This is a genomic window from Mycobacterium sp. (assembly GCF_049802695.1).
GTDB lineage: Bacteria > Actinomycetota > Actinomycetes > Mycobacteriales > Mycobacteriaceae > Mycobacterium.
Genome location: NZ_JBARMY010000144.1, coordinates 1 through 2,882, shown reverse-complemented (window position 1 = coordinate 2,882; position 2,882 = coordinate 1). Strand labels below are relative to the sequence as shown.

Genomic DNA, 2,882 nt, shown 5'->3' with positions numbered 1-2,882 from the left:
GGCCGGGGCGACGCAACCCGAGGATCTGCTCGCGGTGGTGCAGCACCGCGGTCGGATTGGTCGGATTGCCGACCACCACGAGGTCGGCGTCCTCGGGAATCTGCACGCCGGCCAAGCCGAACGGCGGCGCGAGCACGACATGATGCACCGGGACACCGGCTGCGGCCAGCGCCGCCTCCGGTTCGGTGAACGACGGCGCGATCACCACCGCCCGGGCCGGCCGCAGATTGGCCAACAGTGCGAAACCTTCCGCCGCCCCGGCCAGCAATATCACCTCGTGGGCGGCGCGACCGTGTCGAACGGCGACCGCCTCGCGTGCGAAGCGCTCGTCATTCGCGTCGGGGTAACGGGCCAGATCCGGCAGACGGGCGGCAAGCAGGTCCGTCAGCCACGCCGGCGGCCGATCGTGCCGGACGTTGACGGCGAAATCCAGCATGCCGGGCGCGGCAGCCTGGTCACCGTGATAGCGGGCCGCCGCAAGCCGGCCGGAGTCCAGACTCACCACGGGTCAAACAGTAGTCGGCGGATGTCCGGACCTGATTCCGCAGCGCTCGGAGACCGGGGCGCACGGGTCGAGAGCAATGGAGACAATGAAGACGTGACACACACCGTCTCGGAGCAACTGGTGATCTTCGACCTCGACGGCACGCTGACCGACTCGGCGCGCGGGGTCGTGTCCAGCTTCTGCCACGCGCTGCGACAGGTCGGTGCCGTCGTGCCCGACGGTGACCTGGTCGGCCGAGTCGTCGGCCCGCCGATGCACCACAGCTTGGCCTCGCTGGGGTTGGGCGACCACACCGAAGCTGCAATCGCGGCGTATCGCGCCGACTACAGCAACCGCGGCTGGGCGATGAACAGCCTTTTCGACGGCATAGCACCGCTATTGGGCGATCTGCGGGCCGCTGGCGTCCGGCTTGCGGTGGCCACTTCGAAGGCCGAACCGACCGCCCGGCGCATCCTCGCCCACTTCGGGCTGGACCAGCATTTTGAAGTCATCGCCGGAGCCGGCGCCGACGGCTCGCGCAGCAGCAAGACCGAGGTGTTGGCGCGCGCCCTGTCCCAGCTGCAGCCGTTGCCCAAGCGCGTGCTCATGGTCGGCGACCGCCGGCACGACGTCGAGGGCGCCGCCGCGCACGGCATCGACACGGTGGTGGTCGGCTGGGGCTACGGCCAGGCCGATTTCACCGACGACAGCACGCCGCCCGCCGTCCACGTCGCGAGCGTCGCCGAATTGCGAAAGGCGCTAGGTGTCTGACGAGGTGCCTGAGCCCGATTGCCCCACTCCTCCTCAGGCCCGGGCGGGCCTGCATCGTCGCCGGGGCGACTCACGCCTGCACGTCACCTTTGTCTGCACGGGCAACATCTGCCGGTCGCCGATGGCGGAAAAGATGTTCGCGCTTCAGATCCACCAGCGCGGCCTGGGCGACGCGGTGCGGGTGAGCAGTGCCGGCACCGGCGCCTGGCACATCGGTGAACCCGCCGACGAACGTGCGGCGCGGGTCCTGCGCTCGCACGGCTACCCGACTGATCACTGCGCGGCGCAGGTCGGCGTCGACCATCTCTCGGCCGACCTGGTGGTGGCGCTGGGCCGTGACCACGTGGGCTTGCTTCGCCAATATGGTGTCGACGCGCCCCGCCTCCGGATGCTGCGCTCCTTCGACCCTCGCTCGCAGGCCCATCCCCTCGACGTCGACGATCCCTACTACGGTGACCACGGGGATTTCGAGGCGGCATTCACCGTCATCGAAGCCGCTCTGCCCGGGCTGCACGACTGGGTCGACGAACAGCTGACACGGAACGGCCGGCACTGATGCGCCGCTGGACCTTCCTGCTGCGGCCGAGCTGGCTCGCGCTGGCCGTGGTGGTCGTCGCGTTCGCGTATCTGTGTTTCACCGTGCTGGCCCCCTGGCAGCTGGGCAAGCACACCAGGACATCGCGGGAGAACCACCAAATCGAGCGTTCCCTGACCACCCCGCCAGTTCCCCTCACTGCGCTGCTCCCGCAGCAGGATTCCGCGGCAACGGGTGCACAGTGGCGACAGGTGACAGCGACCGGCCACTACCGGCCCGACGTGCAGGTGCTGGCCCGGCTGCGGGTGGTCGACGGTGAGCCGGCCTTGGAGGTGCTGGCGCCGTTCGTCGTCGACGGCGGGCCGACGGTGCTGGTCGACCGCGGCTACATCAGGCCCGAACAGGACTCGCGACTGCCACCGATACCTCCACCGCCCAGCGGTACCGTCACGGTCACCGGGCGCCTGCGGAACTCCGAGGCGCCCGCGCCTGGCAAAGACTCGATCGTCGAAGCCGGTGTGCGACAGATCTATTCGATCAACACCGAACAGGTGGCCAAACTGACCGGGGTGGCACTGGCCGAGCCGTACCTGCAACTGGTCGACGAACAGCCCGGCGGACTGGGTGTGGTCGGGCTGCCGCACCTGGATGCAGGACCGTTCCTGTCCTACGGCATCCAGTGGATCACCTTCGGCATCGTCGCGCCGATCCTGCTGGGCTACTTCATCTTCGCCGAGATCCGCGCCCGCCGCGCCGAGACGGGCCGGTCGAGCCCACCGGCGAAGGCTCCTGGTTCGCCCAAGCCGATGACCGTCGAGGAGAAACTCACCGACCGCTACGGCCGGCGGCGGTGACGACCGTACCGCAGGCGACCAACGTCGCCGTCTGAACCGCCCGCGACAGCAACGCCGCGCGGCGCAGGTCGGTCACCGACGGTGGCCGCCCGTCACCCAGGGTGGGCCGGATCTGCAGTTCGTGGTGATATTGCGTCGGCCCGCCCAACTGCACGTCCAGTGCCCCGGCGAACGCCGCCTCCACCACACCGGCGTTGGGGCTGGGATGGCGTGCCGCATCGCGGCGCCACACCCGCAC

The 2,882-nt window shown here is 69.7% G+C and carries 3 protein-coding genes and 2 pseudogenes; 3 read left to right on the top strand and 2 right to left on the bottom strand.

The features are described 5' to 3' along the window. The coding region (locus WA317_RS05835) for an aminotransferase class I/II-fold pyridoxal phosphate-dependent enzyme (protein ID WP_425172131.1) at positions 1–505 on the bottom strand (505 nt) is incomplete at its 3' end. Positions 506–526: 21 nt separating this feature from the next. Here WA317_RS05835 and WA317_RS05830 point away from each other — a divergent pair. The 3 genes and pseudogenes from WA317_RS05830 to WA317_RS05820 all read left to right on the top strand — a co-directional run. Continuing rightward, positions 527–1,255, top strand: a complete 729-nt coding sequence (locus tag WA317_RS05830; RefSeq protein ID WP_425172130.1) for an HAD-IA family hydrolase — start codon at positions 527–529, stop codon at positions 1,253–1,255. Between the two features lie 76 nt (positions 1,256–1,331). Next, positions 1,332–1,811, top strand: a complete 480-nt coding sequence (locus tag WA317_RS05825; protein WP_425172132.1) for a low molecular weight protein-tyrosine-phosphatase — start codon at positions 1,332–1,334, stop codon at positions 1,809–1,811. Then, positions 1,811–2,476 (top strand): annotated as a pseudogene (locus WA317_RS05820) (SURF1 family protein); the annotation flags it as partial. The gene WA317_RS05825 and the pseudogene WA317_RS05820, both read left to right, overlap by 1 nt. Positions 2,477–2,625: 149 nt before the next feature. Here the strand turns inward: WA317_RS05820 and WA317_RS05815 are convergent. Then, positions 2,626–2,882, bottom strand: a pseudogene (locus tag WA317_RS05815) (cobalamin biosynthesis protein); the annotation flags it as partial.

Excerpts from the sequence above, each read along its gene's own strand:
- WA317_RS05830 (WP_425172130.1), top strand. The coding sequence starts at position 527 with ATGTCCGGACCTGATTCCGCAGCGCTCGGAGACCGGGGCGCACGGGTC.